The organism is Verrucomicrobiia bacterium (assembly GCA_035946615.1).
Taxonomy (GTDB): Bacteria; Verrucomicrobiota; Verrucomicrobiia; order Limisphaerales; family UBA8199; genus DASYZB01.
On sequence record DASYZB010000030.1, the window covers coordinates 66457 to 91638 of the forward strand.

At 58.3% G+C, this 25182-nt stretch carries 23 protein-coding genes and 2 tRNA genes; 7 read left to right on the forward strand and 18 right to left on the reverse strand.

From position 1 onward, the window contains the following. Positions 1 to 138: 138 nt before the first annotated feature. A complete protein-coding gene (locus tag VG146_04915; protein ID HEV2391690.1) occupies positions 139 to 345 on the forward strand; it encodes a hypothetical protein in 207 nt (68 codons plus the stop codon). Positions 346 to 348: 3 nt separating this feature from the next. On the opposite strand, the gene VG146_04920 is transcribed toward VG146_04915, so the two are convergent. The 4 genes from VG146_04920 to rseP all read right to left on the reverse strand — a co-directional run bounded on the left by VG146_04920 (position 349) and on the right by rseP (position 7344). After that, positions 349 to 3006, reverse strand: a complete 2658-nt coding sequence (locus VG146_04920) for an ATP-dependent RNA helicase (GenBank protein HEV2391691.1) — start codon at positions 3004 to 3006, stop codon at positions 349 to 351. Positions 3007 to 3117: 111 nt separating this feature from the next. Further along, a complete protein-coding gene (locus tag VG146_04925) occupies positions 3118 to 3888 on the reverse strand; it encodes an enoyl-ACP reductase (GenBank protein ID HEV2391692.1) in 771 nt (256 codons plus the stop codon). A 235-nt stretch (positions 3889 to 4123) separates the two neighbouring features. Beyond that, a complete protein-coding gene (gene ispG, locus VG146_04930; protein HEV2391693.1) occupies positions 4124 to 5923 on the reverse strand; it encodes a (E)-4-hydroxy-3-methylbut-2-enyl-diphosphate synthase in 1800 nt (599 codons plus the stop codon). Positions 5924 to 5925: 2 nt separating this feature from the next. Then, a complete protein-coding gene (rseP, locus tag VG146_04935) occupies positions 5926 to 7344 on the reverse strand; it encodes an RIP metalloprotease RseP (protein ID HEV2391694.1) in 1419 nt (472 codons plus the stop codon). Between the two features lie 308 nt (positions 7345 to 7652). Between rseP and VG146_04940 the strand changes: the two genes are divergently transcribed. Then, entirely contained in the window at positions 7653 to 9635 is a 1983-nt protein-coding gene (locus VG146_04940; protein ID HEV2391695.1) for a beta-galactosidase, read from the forward strand. Here VG146_04940 and VG146_04945 read toward each other — a convergent pair. The 11 genes from VG146_04945 to VG146_04995 all read right to left on the reverse strand — a co-directional run bounded on the left by VG146_04945 (position 9629) and on the right by VG146_04995 (position 19267). After that, entirely contained in the window at positions 9629 to 9787 is a 159-nt protein-coding gene (locus VG146_04945) for a lmo0937 family membrane protein (protein ID HEV2391696.1), read from the reverse strand. The genes VG146_04940 and VG146_04945 overlap by 7 nt on opposite strands. Before the next feature lie 102 nt (positions 9788 to 9889). Continuing rightward, complete coding sequence (locus VG146_04950; protein ID HEV2391697.1) at positions 9890 to 10462, reverse strand: hypothetical protein; 573 nt, start codon at positions 10460 to 10462, stop codon at positions 9890 to 9892. A gap of 114 nt (positions 10463 to 10576) precedes the next feature. Continuing rightward, positions 10577 to 10981 carry a hypothetical protein gene (locus tag VG146_04955; GenBank protein ID HEV2391698.1) on the reverse strand — a complete coding sequence of 135 codons (405 nt, stop codon included), beginning with the start codon at positions 10979 to 10981 and terminating at the stop codon, positions 10577 to 10579. Further along, positions 10978 to 11361: a phage holin family protein gene (locus tag VG146_04960; GenBank protein HEV2391699.1), complete on the reverse strand. Its 384-nt coding sequence runs from the start codon at positions 11359 to 11361 to the stop codon at positions 10978 to 10980. Before VG146_04960 ends, VG146_04955 begins: the two co-directional genes overlap by 4 nt. Further along, positions 11361 to 11672 carry a DUF883 domain-containing protein gene (locus VG146_04965; GenBank protein ID HEV2391700.1) on the reverse strand — a complete coding sequence of 104 codons (312 nt, stop codon included), beginning with the start codon at positions 11670 to 11672 and terminating at the stop codon, positions 11361 to 11363. The genes VG146_04960 and VG146_04965 overlap by 1 nt, the downstream gene beginning before the upstream one ends. A gap of 174 nt (positions 11673 to 11846) precedes the next feature. Continuing rightward, the gene (locus VG146_04970) at positions 11847 to 13748 is read right to left on the reverse strand and encodes a CocE/NonD family hydrolase (protein ID HEV2391701.1); all 1902 of its coding nucleotides are present in this window, start codon (positions 13746 to 13748) and stop codon (positions 11847 to 11849) included. A gap of 171 nt (positions 13749 to 13919) precedes the next feature. Continuing rightward, positions 13920 to 14678: a Fe-S cluster assembly ATPase SufC gene (gene sufC, locus VG146_04975; protein HEV2391702.1), complete on the reverse strand. Its 759-nt coding sequence runs from the start codon at positions 14676 to 14678 to the stop codon at positions 13920 to 13922. Between the two features lie 26 nt (positions 14679 to 14704). Next, complete coding sequence (sufB, locus tag VG146_04980) at positions 14705 to 16153, reverse strand: Fe-S cluster assembly protein SufB (GenBank protein HEV2391703.1); 1449 nt, start codon at positions 16151 to 16153, stop codon at positions 14705 to 14707. 87 nt (positions 16154 to 16240) lie between these two features. After that, positions 16241 to 16675 (reverse strand): transcriptional repressor, encoded by a 435-nt coding sequence (locus VG146_04985; GenBank protein ID HEV2391704.1) that lies wholly within the window; start codon positions 16673 to 16675, stop codon positions 16241 to 16243. Between the two features lie 123 nt (positions 16676 to 16798). Then, positions 16799 to 17959 carry a sialidase family protein gene (locus VG146_04990; GenBank protein HEV2391705.1) on the reverse strand — a complete coding sequence of 387 codons (1161 nt, stop codon included), beginning with the start codon at positions 17957 to 17959 and terminating at the stop codon, positions 16799 to 16801. 141 nt (positions 17960 to 18100) lie between these two features. Beyond that, positions 18101 to 19267, reverse strand: coding sequence for an AI-2E family transporter (locus VG146_04995; GenBank protein ID HEV2391706.1), 1167 nt, complete (start codon positions 19265 to 19267; stop codon positions 18101 to 18103). Here VG146_04995 and VG146_05000 point away from each other — a divergent pair. The 5 genes from VG146_05000 to VG146_05020 all read left to right on the forward strand — a co-directional run bounded on the left by VG146_05000 (position 19252) and on the right by VG146_05020 (position 23694). Further along, positions 19252 to 20553, forward strand: coding sequence for a Gfo/Idh/MocA family oxidoreductase (locus VG146_05000; GenBank protein ID HEV2391707.1), 1302 nt, complete (start codon positions 19252 to 19254; stop codon positions 20551 to 20553). The two genes, VG146_04995 and VG146_05000, sit on opposite strands and share 16 nt — an antisense overlap. A gap of 73 nt (positions 20554 to 20626) precedes the next feature. Beyond that, positions 20627 to 22693, forward strand: a complete 2067-nt coding sequence (locus tag VG146_05005) for a HEAT repeat domain-containing protein (protein HEV2391708.1) — start codon at positions 20627 to 20629, stop codon at positions 22691 to 22693. Between the two features lie 126 nt (positions 22694 to 22819). Further along, a tRNA-Gly gene (locus tag VG146_05010) sits at positions 22820 to 22893 on the forward strand. Positions 22894 to 22960: 67 nt separating this feature from the next. Continuing rightward, positions 22961 to 23554, forward strand: coding sequence for a hypothetical protein (locus VG146_05015; GenBank protein ID HEV2391709.1), 594 nt, complete (start codon positions 22961 to 22963; stop codon positions 23552 to 23554). After that, the gene (locus VG146_05020; GenBank protein HEV2391710.1) at positions 23551 to 23694 is read left to right on the forward strand and encodes a hypothetical protein; all 144 of its coding nucleotides are present in this window, start codon (positions 23551 to 23553) and stop codon (positions 23692 to 23694) included. The genes VG146_05015 and VG146_05020 overlap by 4 nt, the downstream gene beginning before the upstream one ends. Before the next feature lie 155 nt (positions 23695 to 23849). Here VG146_05020 and VG146_05025 read toward each other — a convergent pair whose 3' ends face one another. The 3 genes from VG146_05025 to VG146_05035 all read right to left on the reverse strand — a co-directional run bounded on the left by VG146_05025 (position 23850) and on the right by VG146_05035 (position 24870). Then, positions 23850 to 24254, reverse strand: a complete 405-nt coding sequence (locus VG146_05025) for a hypothetical protein (protein HEV2391711.1) — start codon at positions 24252 to 24254, stop codon at positions 23850 to 23852. Between the two features lie 127 nt (positions 24255 to 24381). After that, positions 24382 to 24591: a cold-shock protein gene (locus VG146_05030; GenBank protein HEV2391712.1), complete on the reverse strand. Its 210-nt coding sequence runs from the start codon at positions 24589 to 24591 to the stop codon at positions 24382 to 24384. A gap of 204 nt (positions 24592 to 24795) precedes the next feature. Beyond that, a tRNA-Val gene (locus VG146_05035) sits at positions 24796 to 24870 on the reverse strand. Positions 24871 to 25182: the final 312 nt, after the last annotated feature.

Here is a 25182-nt window from a genome sequence, read left to right on the forward strand (position 1 = left end):
CAGGGCAGTTCACGTGCCAAGCATAAAAGGCCCTGGTTTCAGATATTTCCGCAAACCTCTGCGCAGGAGTTGCTCGCTTTGTTCGCATCGACTGCGCAATTATTGCAGAGGTGCAGAGGTTTTGTTTGCGTTTGACTTATGAATTGCGCTAGCATCCTCCTCGTCGAATTGCAGCTTATGGCTCGAACGCTTGGAGAAAGGCTATTTCCGAATGCGGACCCGTTTTTGCGGCGTCGCAAGATGCAGGCGCTGGCTTTTGGTTTGGTGGTGGGCCTCCTGTTGGTGGCGGCGGTGGTATTCGTGACGTTATTGGCCTACGATATGAACTTTCATCACGCAGCATAGCCCTCACCGCCAATGGTGTTTAGGGTATTTCCGCTGCAGTTCCTGTTTGATACGGGGGTAATGTTCGCGCCAGAAGCTGGCAAGGTCCTGGGTGATTTGCACTGGCCGCATGTTGGGCGCCAGAATCTGAACGGTTACCGGGACGCGTCCCAAGGCAATGAGTGGCGTGGAGTTCACGTCGAAGAGGTCATGGATGCGCAAAGCGATATGCGGCTGCGCTCCGGCTTCATAAACCACCTTTGCCGCGCGCCCATTTCCCAGCGTCAGGCGCTCGGGCGCGTGTTTTTCGAGCAATTCTTGCTGAGCCGGGCTGAGCCAGCTCTTTATCAGCGGTTTGACAGGTTTGTCTTTTATATCCTTGTAGCCCGATGCGCCATGGCAAAGCTGTTCGATCAGATGACGCCGGTCCTCCTCGGTGATGGGCGGCAGATCGAGTTCCGGACACCACTTGGCAAGGCAGTTGAGCCTTAATATCCACTGCTCCACATCATGGGTCCACTCCTTTAGAATTAGCCGGCCAGCACACACTTCCTCGGCCAGCAAACCAGCCGCTTCCTGGGCCGGCGGCGGCTCAAAGCGGCGCGTGCCGATGACCAGGTCGCGGAACCGGAGTAGTTCTTCGGCGCAAACCCGTTTGGCCGTTGCATCATAAAAGACGCGCACCGCGGTTGTGAGATCATCGGGAAACAACTCACGCAGCCAGGCCTCCTCGATGGCCGTGGCCAGGCTCAATATAGTGTTCACCGTTTTGTCTTTGCCTTCCACCTCCCGCACCTCCGCTACTACCAGCAACGGACTGCTCTGGACTGCGCTCTCGCGCGCCAAAACCCCGCGACGCCCATGGACTAACTCGCAGCGCAGCGTCCCGCCATCGACGCGGCGCGCCACGCGGTCGCTGAATCCAATGAGAATACATTTCTGCAACGCCTCTTCCGGGACCTGACGCGGCTCGGTTTGGAGTTTTTCGCGCCGCGCAATATCGAGGAACTGTTGAAATAACGGGCCGACCTGGCGCGCCGTGACCATGTGGATGCCCAGGCGCCGGCAGGCCTCGAGACGAAACTGATTTTTCGCGGCGTAATTCCACGCCCGCATTAGAATCCAGAAATCGCTGGCGGCTTTGTCGCCCAGAAGGTCCTCGCGGAAACGGGCGCTGTCGCGATCGATGTTGCGCAGGAGCAAATCCCGGCCTTGGGTAAGGGCGGCCAGGAGGCAGGCCTGGTGTACGCACCCGTTCTCCTGTGCCGCAAGCAACATGCGCGCATAGCGCGGATGCAGCGGAAAAGCCAGCATCTTGCGGCCCACAGGCGAGATTTCCAGTTCAGGGTTGAGGGATGAAGGATGAGGAATGAAGGAACTCCCACCCTCGGACTCCATTGGCTTGGAAACCACGGGGGCAACAGGCTCGGGATGCGGGGCGGCGTCTGAAGGGGCCCTCGTTGCGGGCCTAAGGGCGCCCAGGTCCACCAGCAACTCCTCGGCGTGCGCCAGGGATTGCTCGGATGGAGCTTCGAGCCATCGGAATCGGCGCAAATCTTCAACGCCTGCGGCCTTCAGTGTCAAAACAACTTCCGCCAAATCCAGCCGCTTGACCTCGGGCAGTTCCTGCTGAGGCCTATGCCCGTGCTCCTCGCGCGACCAGAGCCGAAGACAGACTCCGGGCGCCGTCCGGCCCGCGCGCCCAGCCCGCTGGTCAGCTGAGGCGCGGCTAATCTTCTCGATAAGCAGGGTGTTGAGCCCGCGGTAGGGGTCGTAGCGGGGGATGCGGGCCAGGCCGCTGTCGATGACGCACCGGACACCCTCGATGGTGATCGAGGTTTCAGCCACGTTGGTCGCCACCACCACTTTGCGGGTCTCGTAACGCGCCACCGCCGCGTCCTGCTCGCGCGGGGCCAGCTCGCCGTGCAATGGGAGCAAGACAAACCCTCTCGACTCATCGCAATGGCGGAGCGCCTCGATGGTCTGGGCAATCTCGAAACTCCCAGGCATGAACACCAGCACGCCGCCCGGAACGCCCGAGTTGACGAACTGGCCAAAAGCAGCCGCCGCTTGCTCCCAAACCGGGCGCTTGTCCAGGTAACCCGGGCCGCTGGCAAACTCGATTTCCACCGGAAAAGTTCGGCCCTGCGATTCGAGCACCCGGCAGGGCCGGAGATAATCCTCGAGCGGGGCTGCGTCGAGTGTGGCGGACATGACGAGCAGCTTGAGTTCGGGTCTTTGGGACTCCTGCAGGTCCAGCGCGCGGGCCAGAGTAATATCACCGTAGAGATGGCGTTCGTGGAATTCGTCAAAGATAATGGCCGCCACGCCGCGCAGTTGGGGGTCCTGGATTATTTGGCGCAGCAGCACGCCTTCGGTAACAAACCGAATCCGCGTTTGGTTGCTCGTGACATTCTCGAAGCGGATTTGATAGCCGACTTCGCGCCCCAGCTCGCTGTTGCGCTCCCACGCCACCCGGGCGGCCAGCAGCCGCGCCGCCAACCGGCGGGGTTGAAGCACGACCACCTGCCCCTCTCCCAGCAGGCCGTGCTTCAGCAGCATTTGCGGGACCTGTGTGGATTTTCCAGAGCCGGTGGGCGTGGAAATGATCAGACGCCGGTATTCGCGCGCCCCCGCCACGATCCCATCTTCAATTTCATAGATCGGCAACTGTTCCGCCATGGCTTAATGCATCGGGCCGTGGCATAGACTATAGGGAGGGACCCCTCTCGTTCGGAAGGGGAGAGGAAGAAGCATTGCCAGATTAGAGATGTAATTCATGTTACGGACTCCTCAGCACATCCCCATAATCTCATAGCCCGAATCGACGTAGAGCACCTGGCCGGTGATAGCAGCGGCCCCGTCGCTGGCCAGGAACAGACCGGCGGCGCCCAATTCATCGGGCTGGACATTACGTTTGAGCGGCGAATGGGTTTCGTAATGCTTTAGCATCTCGGTAAAGCCTGAAATGCCCCGCGCAGCCAGCGTATTCACCGGCCCCGCGCTGATGCAGTTGACCCGGATGCGGCTGGGCCCGAGGTTATAAGCCAAGTACCGCGCGCTGGCTTCGAGCGAGGCCTTGGCTACACCCATCACATTATAGTGCGGCACGACTTTTTTCGCCCCGTAATAGGTCATTGCCAGGATGCTTCCGCCATCGCTCATCAATGGGGTGGCAGCGCGGGCCAGGGCCACCAGCGAATAGGCGCTCACGTCGTGCGCCACGCGAAAAGCTTCCCGGCTCGTGTTAACAAATTCTCCTTCGAGCGCATCTCGCGGCGCGAAGGCGACGGAATGCAGCAGCAGATGCAGCTTCCCAAACTTATCTCCTACGGTGCGGAAGATCTCAGCGATCTGGTCATCCCGCGTGACATCACAAGGCAGGATCAGCGTGTCCGGACCGAAAGCCCCTGCCAATTCCTCGACGTTCTCCTTGAGCCGCTCGCCCTGGTAAGTGAAGGCCAGGCGCGCCCCGGCCTTGGCCCAGGCCTGGGCAATCGCCCAGGCAATGGACCGTTTATTGGCTACACCAAAAACAATCCCGAGTTTTCCTTCGAGTAACATGTTATTTAGATTTGACAACTGCCTGTGTCCATCGACACCCCGCCCATCCGGGACAGCGGGTAACGAAATTCATGGCTGCACATTGAAGCCCATTCGAGTGAAGTGATGATCCGGGGTCAAGGCTTCAACGGCTTGAGCACGCCCATGATCGCAAAATTCGCGCGGTCGGTGAAAGACAAATCTTTGCCAAATTCCTCGGGCGGCCTGGCTGACTGAATTCCCAAACGAAAACGAATTACCTGGAGGTCTCGGCGAAGGCAAAGGCAGGTTCGGGTTCCGGTTCGCTCCATTTGCCGTGTTCCTTGATGAGATCGACCAGCCGATCGACCGCCTCCGCCTCCGGAACATTGAATTTGATGGGTGTTTTACCCACATACAAATTGATCTTGCCCGGTGCGCCGCCTACATACCCGAAATCCGCGTCGGCCATTTCACCGGGGCCATTGACGATACAGCCCATGATGGCAATCTTGACCCCCTTGAGATGCTCGGTGCGGCCCTTGATGCGAGCGGTGATGGTCTGGAGGTTAAACAAGGTGCGCCCGCAGGAAGGGCAGGCCACATAATCGGTCTTGAAGGAGCGGCAGCCGGCGGCCTGGAGAATGTTGTAGGCCAGGCGCAGCGATTGCCCCGCACCAGGTTCGACCCGCACCAGGATAGCGTCGCCAATACCGTCCGCCAGGAGCGCGCCAATCACCGCTGCGGCGCGCAACAGGGCGACTTTCGGTTCGAGCGGCGTGGATTCAAAAAGCAGGCAGTCCTTGAGCAAGATGGGGTTGCTCGACCCAAGCCGCTTCAGCCGCGCCGCCAAAAGCCGAAAAGCCGGTATCGGCGGCAGTGAGACGCCATCGCGCACGGAGACAAGCTGGGTATGGCAGTTTACTGAGAAATCCGTGGTGGGATCGACTTCGAGCACGTTAAGGTCCTCATAAACGGCCTCGGGCTTTACATCGGTTTTGAGGCTGACTTTTGGAGCCACTTTTTCCCAGGTGGCGCGCGTGACGACTACGCGAACCGTCTGGTCACCGCCGCATTTGACGCCCTCGGCCAGCTCGATTTCCGGCGAAGCGCGCCGCGTATAGGTAAAGGGGTCGAAAGAAGGCAGGCCCGTAAAAGGGACCGGCTGCGTATTGACCAAAGCCGGAACCTGGGCCAGCAGGTCGCGGCAGACCTCGATTTCCCTGGGCGAATCCTCGGTGAGAGACACGCGAATGGTATCGCCCAAACCGTCGCACAACAGCGACCCAATCCCGATAGCGCTCTTGATGCGGCCATCTTCGCCTTCGCCCGCTTCCGTCACCCCGAGATGAATGGGGTAGTTCCAATCCGGCCCTTCCTGTTCCAGGCGCGCGACAAGCAACCGGTAGCATTCGATCATCACCTTGGGATTGCTCGACTTCATCGAGAACTTGAAATTATGGAAGTTATTCTTCCGCGCGATACGGGCGAATTCGAGGGCGCTTTCAACCATCCCCCTGGGCGAATCACCGAAGCGGTTCATGATGCGGTCGCTGAGCGAGCCGTGGTTGGTGCCGATGCGCATGGCCCGGCCCAGCTCCTGGCAGAGCTTCACCAGGGGTGTGAACTTGGCCTCGATGCGCGCGAGTTCCGCCGCGTATTGCTCGTCAGAATACTCCTTCACAGCGAACTTCTTGGAATCGGCGTAATTGCCCGGGTTGATGCGGATCATCTCAACCCACTTGGCCGCTTCCATGGCGGCCTCGGGCTTGAAATGGATGTCCGCCACGATGGGGACATTGCAGCCGCGCGCCCGCAGTTCAGCGGCAATGTTCTTCAAGTTCGCAGCGTCTTTGACTGTCGGGGCGGTGATGCGCACGATTTGGCAGCCGACTGCGACCAGGTCCAGCGTTTGCTGGATGCATTCGGCGGTGTCCATCGTGTCGCAGGTCAACATGGATTGCACGACCACCGGATGGTCGCCGCCAATGATCACTCCGCCATTGGCCGGGTCGCCAACGACCACTTCCCGCGCGCGGCGGCGGCTATAAACCAGCGGCGAATCGCAATAGCGCATAGCTACTTTTTAGGGGCAAAGACAATTGGTTGTTCGTGATTGCTGCGCGCGCTGCGCACCCAGTCCCCTGTGTCAAAAAAGGCAATAAACAGCATGAAGCCTATCAGGATCACCGCGCACGCAGTTTGCAGGTACTGCAGGACCCGGGCACTGATGGGCCGCCGGCGCACGGCTTCCAGCAACGCCAGGGCCACATGGCCGCCGTCCAGCACGGGGAAGGGCAGGAGATTGAGCAAGGCGAGATTCACGTTGATGACAACGCTCCACCAAAGGACCTGGCGCCAGCCGTCTGGGCTCTCGAAGAGGTTTGTGTAGAGGCGAATGATCATCACCGCCCCGCCGAGCTGCTGCACGCCAATATCGCCCTTGTGAGAGAACACCGCCCCCAAAGTCGCCAGGATTTGTCCGGTGCTTTCGCGCACCTGGTCGAAAGGCCCGGGGTGAACCAGAGTGACGTTGGTGAGTCCTTGCCACGCCAGTATCCCGAAAGACGGGGAGCTGTTAGCGGGCTTGAGCGGGCGCTCGGCCATCAGCACCGTGTCGAATTGTTTATTGCCCCGCCGAACTGTCAGGGCGACCGGCTTGATCGGGCCATTGGTCATCAAATCTTCCTCGTAAATAACAGGCATGAAGCTGTAGGCCTTTTCGCCGTTCACCGCCACAACCTCGTCACCTTGTTTGAGTCCGGCGAGTGCTGCCGGACTGTTGGTGGCGACTTCGTAGATAATGGCCTGGTGCGCCGGCGCAATGAGGAGCTGCCGGAGTGCCTTGCGTTCGTACCATTGGGTGGGGCGCTTATAGGGAAGGGCCTCGGTCTCGTAATCATGGCCGTCTCGGCGGTATTTAATCGTCAGATGGGTGCCTTGGCTGGTGATGATTCGCCACATCACGCTGTCTTGGGATGGCGGCGCCCAATGGTGGATAGGATAATGGTCGATCTCGATGATATCATCCCCGGGCCGCAGCCCCGCTTTCCAGGCCGGACCGCTTGGATCGACCCAGCCCAATTTGGTAGTGTTGCTGTCTTCGCTCACCGGACGCCCGACCACCATCACCACCACCGCAAAGGTCAAGGCCAGCAAAAAACTGAACAGCGGTCCCGCCACCGCCACAATGATCTTGTCCAGGGCCGAAATGGGCGGCAGAGGCCTTCCGGAGCTCTCGCCTTTGCCTTCGATCATTTCCATAGTCGCCATTTGAGGCAGCGAGACATAACCGCCGGCGGGGATTGTGCCCAAGGCGTATTCGACTCCGTTGATTTTCTTTTTCCAAATGGGTTTGCCAAACCACACAGCGAAACGGTCCACCCTGAGACCGCGCCAGCGCGCGGCCAGGAAGTGGCCCAGTTCATGCACAAAAATCAGCAGGTTGAACAGCAACAAGACTTCCAAAAAAATCAATGTAAACTTAAGAATCTGCATACGTTAGCTCTTCGCCTAAAAGGGCGCGCCTGAATATAGCAGCGATTGTGCCAGGAGCAATAACCCTTGTAAGCTCGCCAAACCTGGATCCGAGCTTGTCAGCGAGGAGCGGCGCCGGTAACGTCAAGCACTTGCATGCCATGAAACGGCCTGTTGCTCTCACTCGCTTACACCCCCCGTGCGCTCTCCTTCCCCTCATTGCGGTTTGCGCGCTAAACGCCCACTGCCAATCCAGCGAGTTGCTCTTTGGATTCGGCGATAGTTTCGACTTGAACAGAGTCCAAACCACAGATGCAAGAGTTGCGAAGGTGACATCAGGCGACCGCGTGGAATTGCGTGTGGTCACCGGCCATCAGCAGCCCTGGCCTGGCATCGCGCTGCCCGCCCCCACCGGGTCCTGGGACCTCTCCCCCTACTCTGAAATTGCCGTCCAGCTCAGTAACTCGGGCGTCGAGCCGATCACGGTTTCCTGCCGCGCGGATAACCCGGGCGCAGATGGCACCGAGCATTGTGTCACCGGGTCATTAGACCTGGCGCCCGGAAGAACAGGCAGGCTCAAAGTTATCCTGAAGCGCGCGGGCGATAACAACCTGGGCGGGAAACTCTTTGGGATGCGCGGCTACCCCGTCGCCCCTGGCGGGCCGGGGACAGTGCAGGCCTCTCATATCACGCAATTGCTCATTTTCTTGAGCAAGCCCAGCGCCGACCACCGGTTCCAGTTGGCGGCTATCCAGGCCGAGGGCCAATATATTGCACCCACGGCCTGGACAACGGATGCGGCCCCATTTTTCCCGTTCATCGATACTTTCGGGCAGTATCGCCACAAAAGTTGGCCCGGAAAGACAAAAGATTTGGATGACCTTCAACTCAAGGGCAGGGCGGAAGCAAAAGAACTGGAAGCAAACCACGGGCCTGCCGATTGGGATAAATACGGTGGTTGGGCTGTCGGGCCTCAGCGCCAGGCTACCGGCTTTTTCCGGACGGAAAAAGTCCATGGCAAATGGTGGCTGGTGGACCCCGCCGGGCGTCTCTTTTTCTCGCATGGCATTGATTGTGTGCGGGAGGTGGATACGACTCCGATTGAGGAGCGCGATTTGTGGTTTGAGGACCTGCCGGCAAGCCGTCCAGAATTCAAGGAATTTGTCTCGACGGGTTTCGCGCTCAAGGGCCATTACCAGGGGCGCAGCCCGCGCTGCTTTTCCTTTGCGGGGGCGAACCTGGCGCGCAAGTACGGACCGGATTGGAAGAAGACCTATCCCGAATTGATTCACCGGCGCTTGCGCAGTTGGGGCTTGAACACGATCGGAAACTGGTCCGATGAGGCAACCCGCCTGCTGCGCCGGACTCCCTATACCGATGCCATTGGCAGTGGCCGCTGCCGGATGCTGGCCGGCAGTGAGGGTTATTGGGGTAAATTCCCAGATGTGTTCGATTCGTCGTTTGGCGAGGCCTTGAGGCGGAGCATGCAAACCAGGAATGGGAAGAGTGCCGGCGACCCCTGGTGCATTGGATATTTCTCGGACAACGAGATGTCGTGGGGTGACGAGGTGTCGCTGGCGGTAGCGGCGCTGCGCTCGCCGCCGGACCAGGCGGCAAAACTTGCGTTCGTGTCCGATCTCAAAACCGAGTATGGCGATATCGCGCGCTTAAATGAGGCCTGGGGCGCCAAACATGAATCCTGGGACGGGCTGTTGCAGGCCCGCAAAACCCCTCCTCAAAATCCCAGAACACACGCCGACTTAACCGCCTTTTACACCAAAACAGCCGAACGATACTTTTGCACGGCGCGCGATGCCATCAAAGCCCTCGCCCCGCATCAATTGTATTTGGGCTGTCGCTTTGCGTGGGTCAATCCGCTGGCGGCTGCCGCTGCCGCCAAATACTGCGACGTGGTCAGCTACAATCTCTATCGGCGCAGTGTCGCAGACTTCCGCTTCAATGGTGGAGCGGACGTGCCGTTGCTGATCGGCGAATTCCATTTCGGAGCGCTGGACCGCGGGATGTTTCACACCGGCCTGGTCCCGGTAGCCGGCCAGGCGGCCCGCGCCGAGGCCTATAAAGAATATGTGCGTGGAGCGTTGCAGCATCCGCAGTTTGTGGGCTGCCATTGGTTCCAGTACAAGGACGAACCGGTCACAGGCCGGGTTTATGACGAGGAGAATTATCAGATCGGCTTCGTGGATGTGGCGGACACGCCTTACCAGGAGACAATCGCCGCCAGCCGCGAGGCAGGCTCGGGTCTCTACCGGGAGGCCTGGGCAAGGCGTTCACAGCAGCAAACGGGTCAATAGGGCGGCGGACGGGGCGGGCCAACAATGAGCCGGACGACGAGCATAATGACACCCACAATCAGCAATAGGTAAATCCAGCCGCCCAGCGTGTAGGAACTGATGATCCCCAGCAGCCACAGAATGATCAGGATTAGAGCCAGAGTTAGGAGCATATACTTTTCCTTCTCGCCTCACGGGTAACTCCGCAAGGCAGTTTGTTCTTAAAGCAAGCTCTTCCCTCAGGCCACGCCAGGCCATAGGGTGAATCCCGCCAATCAGAAGATCAGACGCAACCCCATCCGAATCAGGAGACGATTATAAATCGTGCCCTGGTCCCCAAAAAAATATCGGGCATCGGAAAAGATGCCTGTGGTGGGATTAAATCGCAGGTCCAAACCGACTCCGCACCCGTAGGTCCACTGATAAATCGGACTGATGGCGCGACCACCGCTGCCGATCAGATAAGGGGCCAACCCGATGCTCTCGATGGGAAAACGCAGCATCACACTGCCGACCACATCATCCACCAGCCGCGCACCCTCTTTGTCCGACATATTGAAATCGGCCCCCACACCGAGTTCGCGCGTAATGAAATAATTCGCCCCGACGCCACCCCCCCAGTAACCGTGGCGGATATTGTGCTCGAAAACCTCGTGGAATTCGCCCTCGGGATTGATATAGCTGCCAAAGAGGTCCAGGGAAAATTCCTGGGCAGTAAACTTGGGCGTGTTCTCATCATAACTCAAGTGGCCGCTCCACCAGGCACTGGGGTCATCCCAGATATGGGCGGCGTGGACTATCCCGGCAGCTACAAAGAAGACAGACACACTGAGAATCCATTTTTTCATAGTCATATTCCCTAATCCTTACTTGTTTTCAGAACCCGTTGAATTACCGGATAGAACCTAAGCGCTGCCAGACGCCTGCAAATGGGGTGATCGCTCTACCTCGGCGATCTCGATTCAATCCCGTTCCTTGCGGTACTGGGTAAACTCCGCAGGGATGCTGCCGTCGGCCGAATCAGACTCAGATTTCTTGCGGCGGCGCCTCGAGAGCACCATGGCCAAAACTGGAGCTACCTGGCGGTAAACCCGCCAAGCCATGACAGCCAGGCCAATCCCTCGTTGGAAACCCGAGCGCGACTGCGCCGCGCGATTGGCCCGGCGCTGGCCGAACCATTGTGAACCCAACCATGCGCCGGCCAGTGGAAGCAGCGGCAGCAAAGAACGCATTGCGCGAACCGGGCTGAGCTTGCTCCTGAGGCTCTCTAAGTGAAGGGTCAAATTGTGGAACTCCAAGGCAAGTGTTTTTCGGTAGAGTTCACTCTCGACAACCAAGGCGCGTTTGCGAGCTTCCAGGTCGTTCATTTTAAGGACTCGATCCACTCCCGGTCTTTCCTGGCTTGCTCGAGCGTTGCGGAAAAGGGCTCATGTTTGAGGGCCGAGCGAAGCCCTAGCCAGGCCAGGAGCGCGGCGAGAAGGTACAAAACAGTGAAACCGGCGGCAACATAGAGACGCAACCCTGGCCGGAACAAAAGAATGATCGTGGCGGTAAATAATAAGGCAGCCAGGAGCCCGGCAAACATCAGACTAAAAGCCCACAACAACAGTTCGGTTATCCGAATCCGCTCCTCTTGAAATTCAACCACCAACAACTCGAGCCGGTTCTCGACAGCGCTCAGCCCTGTTCGAGCCAACCGGCCTGCCAGCGCCGTTAACCCGGGCGCATCTGGGTTGTCGTGGGCCATTATTTGCGGTTCAGCAGGACGCCCAGTACCATTCCGATTCCGAAGGCGACGCCAACCGATTGATAGGGATAATCATGAATCACGCGATCGGTCGCCCTGGCGCCCGCCACTGCCCGCTCTTCAAGCTTGCGCCGCGTGTCTTTGGCGAGTTCCAGAGCAGCCGCCAGGCGCTCTCGCGCCGCCATCCCGCGTTCGCTCAAATCCTTTGCTCCAGCTCTTAACAGTTGTTCTCCGTCGGCAACAACAGCTCTTAAATCCCTCAGCAGTTTCTCTGTGGATTGTTCAATTTCCGCAGCGGATTTGGTTTCCATAAATCGTGTTTACTGGTTGATGTGAAAGGCGGTGGACATCTTAGCTCGGGGCTAATTTAGTTCCAGCCCCTCTCAACCGATATGGGGTATTTGCCCCAAGGAGAATGGGATATCAAAAGCGTGTTCGAGAACGAGGACGAGAGGATGGCGGCAATCTATTGTTAAAACGTGCTCTCAAGGTCTGGCCCGGGGGAGCACTTCCACTGTAAGACCCGAGGGGGCCGTTGCGGTACGATAGACGCGTTCTGTGGCTTTGCGGAAATCCTCCGGCCTGGCCGTGGCGATGTTGACGAAGGTTTGCGGGTTGCGGTCCACCAGAGGAAACCACGAGCTTTGCACTTGCACCATCACCCGGTGGCCGCGGCGGAAGGTGTGGCAGACATCGGCCATAGTGAATTCGAGTTTTGCGGCCTTGCCCGGGACCATGGCCTCTGGATGCTCGAAGCTATCGCGAAACCGCGCGCGCATGACATCGCCGCGAACCAATTGCTGGTAGCCGCCCATAACGACGTAAGCAGGATTGGGTTGGAGATTGGGGAAGTCGGGGTCATAAACATCAATCAACTTAACGACCCAATCCGAGTCGGTGCCGGTCGTTGAGACATGGAGAATAGCCTTGACCGGCCCAGCCAAGGTGAGGTCCTCATCGAGCGGCTCGGTTTCATAAACCAGCACATCCGGGCGCGAGGCGGCAAAGCGCTGGTCATGCACCGGATAGCTGCGGGGATAATCGGTTGTGATTTCCATTGTGAAGGGGACAGGTTTGGCGGGATCACTGACGTACTCGTCGTAGGCATCCGAGACGGCTGCGGGCGCTGAGAAAGAGAGTTTGCCGGATTGATTGAAGAAGAGCGTTTGCTCACGCGCGCCGCGCGGCGGCCAGGCATCGAAGCGCCGCCATCGGTCCGTGCCTGTCTCGAACACGTATGCCTCCGGCGGCGGTTTGTTTGTATCGCCCTTGAGGAAATGCCGGAAGAAAGGCAGTTCAATATGTTGGCGGTAAAAGGCGGCTGTCTTGGCGTGAAATAGTACTTCGCCCAATTTATCGCCCTCCTTTCGGCCCCAATCGCCATGCGCCCAGGGCCCCATAACCAGCACATTGGTAATGGTGGGATTTAACCGTTCAACCCAGCGATAGGTCTCGAGCGCGCCGAAGAGGTCTTCGCCGTCGAACCACCCACCCACGGTCATGACGGCGCAGTGAATGTTCTTTAAATGGGGCCTGATATTGCGCGCCTGCCAGAACGAGTCGTAGTTGGGATGCGCCAGAAACTCTGTCCAAGCCGGGATGGCGTGCTGGAAGAGCGCGTCGGAGTTCGCGAGCGGCCCCATCCGCAGATAGAAATCGTAGCCGTCCGGGTCATTAAAAACGAAATGCTTGCCGGCGTCGCGCAACGGGTCATCGGATTTCTCTTCGAACCAATAAAAGAAGCCGAAGTTTTGAGAGAGGAAAAACGCGCCATTGTGATGCAGGTCGTCGCCCATAAACCAATCGGAGATGGGCGCTTGCGGGGAAGCAGCCTTGAGGGCCGGGTGGGAGTCGATCATTCCCATCGAGGTATAAAAGCCCGGATAGGAAATGCCGAACATGCCGACCTTGCCGTTGTTATCGGGGACATTTTTCACCAGCCAATCAATCGCGTCCCAGGCATCGGAACTTTCGTCGGCATCCTTGGGCCCTTTATTTGGGTTATATGGCCGCACATGAACGTAGGTCCCCTCCGAGGCATAGCGTCCGCGAACGTCCTGTGTGACGAGGATGAACTTGTCTTTGGCAAGCGTTTCAAACGAGCCGCTGGGGTCGTTATAATTATCCACGCCGTAGGGTTTAAGGGCATAGGGCGTTCGGGTCAGCAAGATGGGCCACGGCTGGGAATCGTCCTTGGGGATATAAACCCGGGTAAAGAGCCGAATGCCATCGCGCATGGGAATGCGATACTCGTATTTTGTGTAATGCTCGGCTAACCAGGCGGAGTTTGTCTGACCCGGGGCGTCAGTGGCCGCCCAGGCGAAGGTCGAGGCCAAAAGCAACGTGAGATCAGGCAGGCGTACTGAGAGGCGCGGCGCGGTGTTCATGGGCAAAAACTCTCATAAGCCACCATGGCTTTCAAGACCAATGGATTTTTGTGTGGTTACGACAGAAGAACCCAGAAAGCCGTTGAAACGGCTCACCATACATGCCCTACCCCGCAACCCGGCTGAAGTCACCCTTTCGGGCATGGGGGGCACTGCATCATGAGGCTATCTCTACACCGTCAAGGCCTCGCCATGGGTGATCCAGTCGTAGCCCTTTTCTTCCAGTTCGAAGGCGAGTTGTTTGTTGCCCGTCCGGACGACCCGGCCATCGACCAGGACGTGCACAAAATCAGGGATGATATAATTGAGCAGCCGCTGGTAATGCGTGATCACCAATTGGGCATTATCTGGCCGGCGCAGTTTGTTGACGCCGTTGGAAACGATTTTCAGCGCGTCAATGTCCAGGCCCGAATCAGTCTCGTCGAGGATAGCCAGGCGCGGTTCGAGCACGGCCATTTGGAAAATCTCGTTTCGTTTTTTTTCACCGCCTGAGAACCCTTCGTTGACCGAGCGTCGCAACAGGTCGTCGCTCAACTCGAGCACCTTCATCCGGTCCTTCACCAGCGTCAGGAACTCCATCGCGTCCAGTTCGGATTGTCCGTTGTGTTTGCGGATTTCGTTGAGGGCCGACTTGAGGAAGTAAGTGCTGTTGACGCCCGGGATTTCCACCGGGTACTGGAAGGCCAGGAACACGCCCTCACGCGCGCGCTCTTCCGGGTCCATGTCCAGCAAATCTTTTCCCTGGTAAATGACCTGCCCGGAGGTCACGTCGTATCCTTCGCGTCCAGCGAGAATGGCGGCCAGGGTGCTCTTGCCGCTGCCGTTGGGGCCCATGATGGCGTGAACTTCGCCCAGGGAAATCTCCAGGTTCACGCCTTTGAGAATCTGTTTGCCCTCAACACCCGCGCTGAGGTCCCTGATTTCCAATATCGGTTGTTTGCTCATTGACAGTTGGTTTACCCGACGCTTCCTTCGAGACTGACACCCAGCAGCTTCTGCGCTTCCACGGCAAATTCCATCGGCAGCTCGCGGAAGACCTCTTTGCAGAAACCGTTGACGATCATATTGACGGCGTCCTGGGTGGAAAGCCCGCGCTGATTGCAATAGAAAATCTGGTCCTCGCCGATCTTTGAGGTCGAGGCCTCGTGCTCGATGCGCGACGAGGTGTTCTTTACCTCGATATACGGGAAGGTGTGGGCGCCGCATTGGTTGCCCAGCAGCAGGGAATCGCATTGAGAAAAGTTCCGCGCATTGGCCGCGCTCTTCTGGATTTTAACCAGCCCGCGGTAGCTGTTCTGGCCGTGACCGGCCGAGATGCCCTTCGAGACAATGGTGCTGCGGGTGTTTTTGCCGATGTGAATCATCTTGGTGCCGGTGTCGGCCTGCTGGTAATTGTTCGTCACCGCCACGGAATAAAATTCGCCGACCGAGTTTTCCCCCTGCAACACGCAGCTTGGATACTTCCAGGTGATGGCCGAACCGGTCTCGACCTGGGTCCAGGAGATTTTGGAGTTGCGGCCTTTGCACAGCCCGCGTTTGGTGACGAAATTATAGATGCCGCCGCGCCCCTGCTCGTCTCCCGGGTACCAATTCTGCACTGTGGAATACTTGATCTGGGCATTGTCCATGGCTATCAACTCGACGACCGCCGCGTGCAACTGGTGCTCGTCGCGCATCGGGGCGGTGCAGCCTTCGAGATAACTCACCGAGGCGCCTTCCTCAGCGACGATGAGCGTCCGTTCGAATTGGCCGGTGTTGGCGGCATTGATGCGGAAATAAGTCGAAAGCTCCATGGGGCACTTGACGCCTTTAGGGATGAAGCAGAATGAGCCATCGCTGAAGACGGCGGAGTTTAATGCGGCGAAATAATTATCCGTGTAAGGCACCACCATCCCGAGATACTTCTTCACCAGGTCGGGATGATTATGGACGGCCTCCGTGAACGAGCAGAAGATAATCCCTCGCTCAGCCAGCTTGTCCTTGAAGGTGGTGCCGACCGAGACGCTATCGAACACGGCGTCCACCGCCACGCCTGCCAGGCGCTCGCGTTCTTTGAGCGGGATGCCGAGCTTCTCGTAGGTCTCGAGCAGTTTCGGATCGACTTCTTCAAGGCTCTTTGGGCCTTCCCCATTTTTCTTCGGCGCGGAGTAATAAACCGACTTCTGATAATCGATGGCGGGATAATGGACATGCGGCCAGGCCGGCTCTTTCATTGTGAGCCAATGTCGATAGGCCTTGAGCCGCCAATCGAGCATGAACGAGGGCTCGTTCTTCTTGGCCGAGATCAGCCGGATGGTATCCTCACTCAATCCCGGCGGGGCTGAATCGGCTTCGACATCGGTGTAGAAACCGTACTTGTACTCCTGTTTGACCAGGCCCTCGATGGTTTCAGTTGCGGTGCTCATCAGCTTCTTTCCATTAACAAAAGATAATACGACTGCAAATCATTTAAATTGGTCACCAGGCGCGCCCCGAAGACGCGCCGGCTCTCCTCATTTTTCGGCGCGCGAACAAGCCGGGCAGCAGCCATGGATGGTGACATCGTAGCGCTCGGCCCTAAAACCCTTGGGCAAGCGCGCGCCCGTCTTTCCCGGCAAATCCATATCAAACACGCTTTGGCAGGTGTCGCAATAAAAATGGCAATGCTCCTGCATATTGGGACAAAACCGGGCCGCCCCGCGCTGGAGGCTCAACTGCCGCACCAGCCCGCACTGCACCAGGGCGTCCAGGCAGTTATAAACCGTTGCCATGGAAATATCCGGCAGCTCCCGTTTGGCCCGGATAAAGACCTCCTCGGCGGTCGGGTGATCACGTCTCTGCAACAAGACAGAATACACGTGGTCGCGCTGCGGCGTGAACCGGAACCCGCCGGTCGTCAGCCGCGCATTTAAATCCGCGCGGAGCTTGTTCTTGGGAGGCACACCCATGTCCACCACCTTAGCGCAGCGCGCCTTTTTGTCAATATTTGGAATAATTCTAAAACAAAGAGGCGAGACGCCTGCGCTACTTTGTCAATTGCCCTGCCCTTCTCCAACCAACTCCAGAAAGTTTTACTTGCGCAGCCGGAAGAAAGCTTTGGTTCCAGGCTGCGACATGATGGCGCGATTTTCGAGAGAGGTTTTTTCGATGCCGTTGGTGATGTCCGACCAGTTTTGCGAAGCGGTATCCTGGGTTTCTTGAAGCACGAATCCCTTCGCGTTGGCCGGCCAGGAAACCACCACGCCGCTGCTCGATGAAGAAATCTGCAAGGCAGGCAGCGTTTGCCAGGTGTAAACAGAACCTGGCTTAAAACCACCCGGTGCTGCTGCCCACTGGCTGCCGTCGGCCGAGCAGGTCAAAAAGGCCCAATAGCCACTAAGCGCCCCGACGGGCCTCCAGGTCCTGCCCGAATCGCTTGAGGCATAAACCGGGCCGGGCGACTCCCCGCCGGTCGCGGCGGCCAGTTGGGTGCCATCAGCCGACGAACCCAGCGCAAACCATTCGAGGGCGGGCACATTGTTCGAAATCCAGGTGAGCCCTGAATCCACAGACGTATAAATCGCGCCGGTCGTTGACGCGGCGGCAAGCCGTGTTCCGTCAGCAGACGAGGCAACCGAGAACCAGGAGTTTGCAGGGGCGCTGGTTTGGACCCAAACTGCTCCGGAATTGGTCGAGAGGTACAGGGGTCCGGGCTTCATGTCGGCATCCCTGAAAGCTGCCGCCAGGAGCGTTGTTCCGTCAGAGGACGAGGCGATGCTCTGCCAGTACTGCCGGGGCACCCCGGCGGCCATCCAGGTGAGGCCTGCATCGGAGGACACATAAATAAGGTCGCCCCATGCGAGCGCCGCCAACTTTTGGCCATCTGCCGAGGAAGCCAGCCCCATCCAGTTTCGCGCCGGGGCGCTGGTGGCGCTCCAACTCAGGCCCGAGTCCGGCGAGGTCCACACGCCGCCGGGGTTCCCTGCGGCATCGGTATAAGCTGCTGCGGCCAGTTTTGTGCCGTCTGCCGATGAGGCAACCCGCTCCCAGTAGGCCTTGGAGGCGCTTGTCGAGGCCCAGGTTGCCCCCGCGTTGGTTGAGAGATAAAGCTCACCGGAGTTCAGGTTTTGGTCCGCATAGGCTGCCGCCACCAGTTTGCTCCCGTCGGCCGACGAGGCAATTCCTTCCCAATAAGCATTCGGAGAGGCGGTTGCTGCAGGAACCTGGGCAAAAACCTGAGGACCAGCGATCAAAGGGATTAGAGAAACAACGAGTAACGGCAAACTTCTTCCACACATGCGAGCAGGATTCTATCCTCCCAAGCCCGAACAAAACAACGAGGTCAATACCCCATTAGTTGCTAACGCCAATGAGCGTCGATGAACGCGAATTCTCTAAGAAACAAGCGCCTCATCGAGGGCGAATGATTTGGTCTTGAATCTTGAGGCCTCGAGGCGGAGGTAATTCAACAGCACCGGTCCGAGGATCATGCCGGGGATGCCAAGAATTCTTTCGCCCAGGATCAAAGCCAGGAGGGTCAGCCAGAATGGATTGTGGATGCGCCAGCCCACGATTTTGCTGTTGAGGAAGTATTCCAGCTTGTGAATCAGCACCAGGAAAATCAGGGCAACAAGAGCCATTTTGGGCGAGATAGTGAACCCGATGGCAACAACAATGGAGTTGCTGGCCAGATTGCCCACCACCGGAATTAAACCGCATAAAAAAGTCATGCCGATGATCACAAAGGCGTAGGGCAGCCCTGTCACGACAACAAAGATACCGGTCAGCGCGGTGTTAATTGCCGAGATAATTACCTGGGCGCCCATGACGGTCGAAAAACTTTGGTGGAGAGTTTTGAAACGAGCGGCTATTTCTGCGCTGGCAGCCCAGTAGAGATTGTCGTCCTGAACCCTCCCCTGCACAGGACGTTGGAACTGCGGATTGAGGAACAGGCCGATGGCAATGATGCAGGCTGCGGCCAGAAACAACAATTGACTCGAAGCGCCGCGGGCGAATCGGGCAACATTGCCAAAGAACTGCACCTGGCTCTTAACGGTTTCAAAGGCGAGGTCTTTCAAACTATCGTAGTCAGTAAAGGGCAATTGGATGCCGTGTTCTTTTGCCCAGGCAATGATGGCTGGAATGGCTTTATCAGCTATTTGGGGGAGCGCGTCGATAGTAGCGTGGATAAAATAGCCCAGACCATAAGCGATAGCAGACAGCAAAATCAAAACCGTAGCAAAGGCAAGCCACTTGCCGCCCCGAATCGGCAGGCGCAGACGGCTGAGCGCAAGGAAGGTAAATAAGGCAACAACGAGCGGACCTGCCAACCCAAGCCAACCCATCAGCAGAATGGCGCCAAGCATAAAGAAATAGGAAAATCGGGCGGGACCGCCAATCCGCGATTGATTTTGCTCGATGTCCGCCATGAATTCGTTAAGGCGATATTGCGCCTTTGGGGAATAAACCGCAACTGCCGCATTCTTCTGGATTTGAAGAATTTGGTTGCTGTGGCGTCTAACCGGGACAACAATCCGCCACAGCCATGAGCAAAAATACATCCGCAGCGAAGGAGAGCCGAAATCCGCTTAACCGGCGCCATTTCTTAACAAGAACCCTGCAAGCCGGCGCCCTGCTGGCTGCCCCGCAAATCGTTCGCGGGGCCGTGCTGGGCATGGATGGCGGGGTAGCGCCAAGCGACCGGATTGTCTTGGGCGGCATCGGAATCGGCCACCGGGGCACCTATGACCTGGGGTGTTTCCTCGAAGAGCCCGACGTGCAGTTCGTCGCGGTTTGCGACGTGAAAGCCGAGCGGCGAGAAGCCGTCAAGAGAAAGGCCGACGACAAATACGGCAACCAGGATTGCGCCATGTACCGCGATATGCGGGAGTTGCTTGCCCGCAAGGATATTGACGCGGTGCTCATTGCCACCGGCCCCAATTGGCATGCGACGGCCGCGACTTTGGCCGCCAACGCAGGCAAGGACATGTATTGCGAAAAGCCATGCACCAAGAACATCGTCCAAAGCCTCGCCCTGGCTGCCACTATCCGCCGCACCGGGCGCGTGTTCCAGGCCGGAACCCAGCGAAGGAGCCTGCCCAACTTCGCTTTCGCCGTCGATTTGGCCCGGCGCGGCAAGCTCGGCAAGCTCAAAACGGTGTACGCGCATCCCGACGGATTGGCCACCACGATGAGCGGTTGGGCGCCGGCAGAACCCGAGCCGCCCAAGGAAAAAGTGGATTGGGATTTGTACCTAGGACCGGCCGCCTGGAGACCCTTTAACAAACGGTGGCTGGACGGTTTTAATTTTGAAAAAGGCGGGGGGATGGTTGGCGGGGGCTGCCTGGAATGGGGCTCGCATTGCGTCGATCTTTGCCAGTGGGCCAATGACGCCGATGGCACTTCCCCCGTCGAGTACGAGCCGGCCGGCAAGGAGTTGCACGCCCGCTACGCCAATGGCGTAAACCTGGTCATGCGCGACGACGGCTGGATTGGATTGGGCTCGTGCCCGGTACGGTTCGAAGGCGAGACCGGCTGGGTGGAGACCGGCGACGATGGGGACCTGGTGGCCAGCTCGAAAGCACTGCTGGTCGGCGAAGGCGCCAAAGTCACGGGTTACCCCGCCAACTTCCACATCCGGGATTTCCTGGATTGCGTCAAAACGCGTGGCCAGACCAGGGCCAATGCTGACGCGATGTGCTATTCGCACATCACCTGCCACGCCGCAAATATCGCCCTCTACTTGAATCGCAAGGTGAACTTCGATCCGGTGAAGAGCGAGTTCATCGGTGATGAACAGGCCAATCGTCTCCGCTCCGAAGCCTTGCGGGAACCGTGGCGAATTTAAACCACTGAACCTTGCGGGCGTCTTCAGCTTCACCTCGAAGGGACCCGCGAGAACCAACAGAAATCTTAACTTTATGGATGCTCGCTTTCTATCCCCCTTAACCATTCACGCGAATCAAGCCAGCCGAAGACAGCATGCGGCCTTGGACGAGCGGCGGGATGCCTCACACCCGGCATGCTTAGCGCGATTTAATCGCAGACTCGCTGCGCTGTACGCCTTGACCTTCCTGGGTTTCAGCTTGATTGCCGGTCAGACCTTCGCTGCCGAGGATCAACCGCCGCCCACCGAAGGCGACCTGATTGCCATACTCAAATCAGACGCTGCCCCCGGTGACAAAGCGATCGCTTGCAAAAAATTAGCCATTTACGGCAGCAGCCAGGCGGTTCCAGTGCTTGCGCCTTTGCTGGCTGATAAGGAACTGGCCTCCTGGGCACGAATCGCGCTGGAAGTCATCCCCGGTCCCGAGGCGGACGAGGCGCTGCGCACAGCCCTGCCCAATTTGCATGGCCGGCTCCTGATTGGCGCCATCAATTCCATTGGCGTCCGAAAGGACCCCAATGCTGTCGATGCATTGGTCTTGAAATTAAACGATGCCGACGCGCAAACCGTCGCGGCGGCGGCTGATGCCCTGGGACGGATTGGCGGCGCGCGGGTGGCAAAGGCCCTGCAGCATTCCCTCGCGCGCGCGCCCGAGGATGCCCGCTCAGGAATCGCTGAGGGTTGCATCCGGTGCGCCGAAGGATTCATGCAGCAACAAAACTCGGCCCAAGCCGTGAAGCTTTATGATGCCGTTCGCAAGGCCAAAGTGGCCGAAGAAAGGGTTTTGGAAGCCACGCGCGGGGCAATTCTGGCCCGCGGCCCGAAAGGCGTTGGGCTATTGATAGCGACGCTCCGCTCGACCAACAAGGCCCAATTCGGGATCGGCTTGCGCACCGCGCGCGAGCTGGCCGGCCCCGAAGCGACCCGGGCCATTGTTACGGAGATGCATCGCGCCAGCAGCGATCGCCAGCCCATGCTACTGCTGGCGTTGGCTGGGCGACATGACCCCGCGGCAAACCCCGCCATCCTCGACGCGGCAAGGACCGGTTCGCCCAGGCTGCGCCTGGTCGCCGTTCAGGTTCTGGACCGCGCAGGGGACAGCGCGAGTTTTCCCGTATTGCTCGAGGACGCCGTGGGAGCGGACGAGCCGTTGGCAAAAGCAGCCACAGCGGCGTTAATCCGCTTGCCGGGGGCTGAAGTGGATAGCGCGGTCATCGACCGGCTTCAGAATGCTTCAGGCAAAACTCGCGAGGTGCTGGTCCGGGTCGCGGCGCAACGGCAGATTGGGGCCAGTCTGCCCGTCATATTGCAAGCCGCAGGTGACAAAGACACCGCAGTCCGGGTGGCCGCTGTCGAGGCCATCGGCATCCTCGGCACTCGGAAAGAGATACCCGGCCTGGTGAGGCTTTTGAAGTCCGGCCAGGACACCCAAACTTCGCCCATCGAGAATGCCCTGATGGACATCAGCAGCCGTGAAGGGTCTTCTTGCGTGCCGAGTTTGCTGCCCCTGTTGAAGAGCAACGACGGCACACTCCGCGCAGTGGGCCTGCACACACTGGCCTCGGCAGGCGGACCTGAAGCCTTGGATGCCGTCACCGCAGCCATCGAGGACCCGGACGAAAATGTTCAAGCCGAGGCGGTGCGGACCCTGGCAAGCTGGCCCAATACATGGCCGGAGGATGGTTCGGTGGCCGAGCCGCTATTGAAACTGGCGCGCTCGGACAAGAAAAGCTCCTACCAGGTATTGGCGTTGCGTGGGTATCTGCAGTTCCTGCAAGGCGACAAAAAACTCAACGATAAGCAGAAGGTAACGAACCTGGGCGAGGTGCTGCCCTTGCTCCAGCGGCCAGAAGAAAAGCGCCTGGCCATTGCCGTGCTGCGCGAAAGCTCAAGCGCCGGGGCGCTCCAACCTCTTATGAACTTCGCGGGCGACCCCGGGATTTCGGACGAGGCCTGCTCAGCTATCCTGGATTTGGCAGGCAAGGACCTGCCCGGTGTATCAAAAGAAGAACGCAGAAACGCCCTCGAAACAATCCTCAATCATTCCTCAAAGCAATCGATAAAGAGAAAAGCTCGCGAAAAACTCAATGCGGCAGAGTAAAAACCCTGGCTGAAAACAGCCAACACACGCTCTGAGCCCCGCGCGCCAAAAGTAGCTGTTACCCGAGAACAGAGAACAGCCTCTGAATTGACATTTTTCCATGCCTGCCTACTATTTGGTTCAAGCGCGGGTGTAGCTCAATGGTAGAGCTCCAGCCTTCCAAGCTGGCCACGTGGGTTCGATTCCCATCACCCGCTCCAAATTACCTGATTTTCAAGGGGTTTTGGGGCTAACATGGGCTAACATCGCCGGATGATAGCTCTTATCATGAATCCCGTTCTTCACTGCATGACAACAGTGAAGACGATTGCAGACAATTTGGTTGAACACGTCCAAGTGCAGGGCCGCCTGGTTCCTGTGCGCCGCTACTGGCTTACCGACCATTGGGAGTTCCGCTTCGACTACAAAGACCCGACAACAGGTAAGCGCAAAGCCAAGTGCTCCCGCACCATCGAGAAGGCCAGGCAAGCCGCCAGCAGGCTCACGGAGCCGGTACTGACGCCCGTGCAGGCTGAAGAGGCTCGCCTCCAGGCCGTGGCTGAGAAGGCCATCCAGAAGGTCATCAAGGAACTTGGCGGGCAGGCCCCGCAGACGCCTCCCCCGGCCCCAGTCAAGGAGACCCCTTTCGGCGACCTCGCCAGCCAGTTCTTGTCCTGCAAAGAAACCCAACTGGCCAGCGGTGAGCTTCGCCCTGCGTCGTACCGAGACCTGCTAACCCGAGTATCACTTGGCACTGCACGACGACATCGGTCGTACGGCAAAGTTGGCTGGCAACTCGCCCGAGAAAATCCGGTCGAACTACTGGTCGCTCAAGACCAAGAAGAGGCTCAAAAATACTTCAACATCCACCCCACTTTATGAAGAAATGGAAAGTCAGATTCACCTTATTTGGCATCCGGCAGCAGACGGCCATCGACGCGCCGAGCCAATCGCTGGCGATTGCGATGATTAAGGCGCTCTATCCTACCGCAACCGGCATTGCCGCCGACGAGATTCGTTAACGCCCACGACGACCGTCAGAGTGTGGCCTTGGTGCGATAGATCGACGTGGCCATCCTCGGCGTCCAGGACCTCGCTCATGTAGCTCGTGGAGGATAAGGGTTACCTGACCATCCTCGAATCGTGCCTCCCGATAGATACACTAGACTCTTTCTAGCTAGGTGGAGGGTGGATTATGCTTCACGAGCAGCGGGATGCTCGCTTGGGGCTGGTCATCGAGTGAAATATCAATCGAATAAAGACCGGGATTCTCGAACTTGAGTTGCTGGATATTAACAATGAAATTGCGCGTCCCGAAATGCATGTCCTCGGGGAGGGCCACCTCGACAGGGATAGGGGGGAAATCGGGCATTATCGATCGGCCATCTGCATCGACGAAATTAAATCGCAAATTGTGTTTGCCTTCATCCCCGTTGAAGAACGTCACGCGCAGGGCCACGGAACACTGCGGGTGCACGGCCGGGAGTTGCTGGGTGTAAATTGTGTCAAAAGCGCCCAGCAGGTTTAATTTGCCGTTGTCATCAGTTGCCGCGTCACACAGCACTGCCACCTGTATATTCATTTACCTGGGGTCTAAAATGCGCGCCGGCAAAGTGACAGCGCCCTCCCGCTGCTGCCACTCTCTCTCTCTGCGCCGGAGAGGCTGCCGGAAAAACAAGCGTCCCACCAAACAGGATGGGGCGCGTCAGTTACTGAGCGGTAAGGCGCTGGACGTGCTCGGCTTTGGGTCCCTTTTCACCAGTTACCACATCAAACGACACTTCCTCGCCTTCACGGAGGGTTTTGAAGCCATTCCCAAGAATGGCGGTATGATGCACAAACACATCCTGCCCCCCATCCTGAGCGATGAAGCCCAAACCCTTCTTATTGTCCCACCATTTGACTTTGCCTTTTGCCATATACTTCTCTCCCGATTGTTTCGAGGCCAAAACGCAGACACAAAAGCAACGGATATGCGTCCCACGCGGGTACATATCGAAATCACTCGTGCAGCCGCATATGCCTCGGATTTTCCAGAGAATAGGCGCTATTGACCTGCGGAGTCAAGTGCCTTTAACGGCATAACGAAATCCAACCGGGATAGTCACCCCCGCCGGCACTTCTGGTGCGCGCTGCAGGGTTTGAACCTGCGACCCCTTCCGTGTGAAGGAAGTGCTCTACCGCTGAGCTAAGCGCGCCGCGAGAATCGAAAGACCGATGAGAGCCGTTGATTTTCGATAGCCTTTCGCAAGTCTTCCGAGTGGGAAAGTGTATCTTGCTCGAATTGGCCGGGCAAGCAGAAACCGGCCGGCGCCCCCCTCCGGGCCCAGAAGATCCGCCGCGACCACCGGGGCGCATCAAGTTAAGTTAGGGGCTGTCAGGAAATAAGATTTACACTTTGGCGCGAGCGCCGTGGCGGCAGATGCGAGGCGCGACGAAGGAGCATAGCCGCCAGCGCTCTGTAACTGAGGAGCAACGAAGCAGATGCCGTCACGCCGCCGCGTCAAAGT